Genomic DNA, 1,749 nt, shown 5'->3' with positions numbered 1-1,749 from the left:
GCACGGGGACTGGACCTTCGGCCTGCACCGGCAGGGCGCGGGCGATCCGGTGGTGCTGCTGCACGGGCTGCTCACCGACAGCCGCGTCTGGTATCCGGCGCTGCCGGACCTCGCGGCGGACGGCGCCTTCGCGCTCGCGGTCGACGCGCCGGGGCACGGCCACTCCCCCGCGCGCCCCGGGCCGTTCAGCCTGGAGGAGGAGGTGGACCGGCTCGCGGACGCGTACCGGACGGGCCTGGGAGGGGCGGCGCCGGCCGTGTGGGTCGGGCACTCGATGGGAGGGATGAAGGCCCTGCGCATGGCGCTGCGGCACCCGGAGCTCGTCCGGGCCCTGGTCCTCGTGGACACCCAGCCGTACCGCGAACCGGACAGCTCGGCGCGGCCGTTCGAGGCGATGGTGGAGAGCGTCGTCACCGACGGCATGAGCCCGGACCTGGCGCGGATGATCGCCCGGTTGAACTTCCACCGCTCCTTCCAGGGCAGCGAGCGGGCCGCGTTCTGGATCCGCCACTTCGAGACCCTGACCGGCGACCGGATCACCCACGCCTGCCACGCGGTGTACCGCAGGGGCGATCTCTCCGGCCGGCTCGGCGCGGTACGGGTCCCGGTGCTCGTGGTGCACGGCGCCGGTGACGTACCGATCCGGCCGCGCGTCGCCCACCGGTACGCCGCGGAGCTGCCGCACGCCCGGCTCGTCGAACTGCCCGACACCGGCCACACCCCGCCCGTCGAGCGCCCCGCCGAACTCAGCGCGTTGCTGCGGGAGTTCCGGCGATCGCTCGACCGGACGACCGTACCGCCCGCCGTCACGGCCCAGGAGGAACAGTGACCACCACCGCACCCCGGCCCGGCACCGAGACCGTCACCACCGCCCGCCTGCGCCATCTGGACCTCCCCGGTGACGCGGGCCGCTGCGCGCTCATCACCCTCGGCAACGACCTGCCGCCCTTCGGTCCGGCCATGCGGCCCACCACCTTCGGCCCGCGGGGCCTGGCCGCCCTCGACGCCGCCCTGGACGAGGTGGCGGCGGCCGCGGCGGACGGCACGGTCACGGCCGTGGCCGTGACCGGCCGGGCGTACATGTTCAGCACCGGCGCGGACCTGGCCCTCGCCCGCACGGTCACCGACCGGGACGAGGCCGTCGCCTCACTGCGCCGTGGCCACCAGGTCTTCCGGCGCCTCGGTGAACTCCCCGTGCCCAGCTTCGCGTTCGTCAACGGCGTCACCATCGGCGGCGGGCTGGAACTGGCACTGCACTGCACCTACCGGGCGCTCTCCCGCAACGCGCCGGTGATCGCCCTGCCCGAGTGCTCGCTCGGTCTCGTCCCGGCCTGGGGCGGTGCGTACCTGCTGCCGCGTCTGGCCGGGCCGGAGAACGCGGTCACGCTGATGCTGGACCATCCGCTCGCCGGACGGCGGATGCTGGACGCGGCGGGCGCGCACGCCCTCGGTCTGTCCGACGCCCTTCTGGAGGCCGGGAATTTCCTCGACCACTGCCTGGAGTGGGCCGCCGGGGTGCTCACCGGCCGCGTCGAGGTCCGCCGCCGCCGGTGGGACGACCCGGCGGCGTGGGAGCGGGCGCTCGCCCGGGGCCACGCGCTGGTCGCGGAGCGGACGCACGGTGTGCTTCCCGCGCCCCGGCAGGCCCTGGAGCTGCTGCGGCTGGCCAGGACCGCCGGCCGGGACGAGGCGTTCACGGCGGCCGAACGGGCGGCGGCCGACCTCTTCCTGACGGAGGAGTTCCGGACG

Annotated in this window: 2 protein-coding genes; both read left to right on the top strand. The window is 75.6% G+C overall.

What is annotated here, in order from left to right:
- A partial coding sequence (locus RIF68_RS35880; RefSeq protein ID WP_309055828.1) for an alpha/beta hydrolase occupies positions 1 to 829 on the top strand: 829 nt, incomplete at its 5' end.
- Positions 826 to 1,749 (top strand): enoyl-CoA hydratase/isomerase family protein (locus RIF68_RS35875; protein WP_309055827.1); only part of this gene is annotated, 924 nt, incomplete at its 3' end. The genes RIF68_RS35880 and RIF68_RS35875, both read left to right, overlap by 4 nt.

The sequence above is a fragment of the Streptomyces sp. genome, assembly GCF_031178505.1.
GTDB classification, from domain to species: Bacteria; Actinomycetota; Actinomycetes; order Streptomycetales; family Streptomycetaceae; genus Streptomyces; species Streptomyces gulbargensis.
This window is presented reverse-complemented; position numbering and strand designations above follow the sequence as displayed.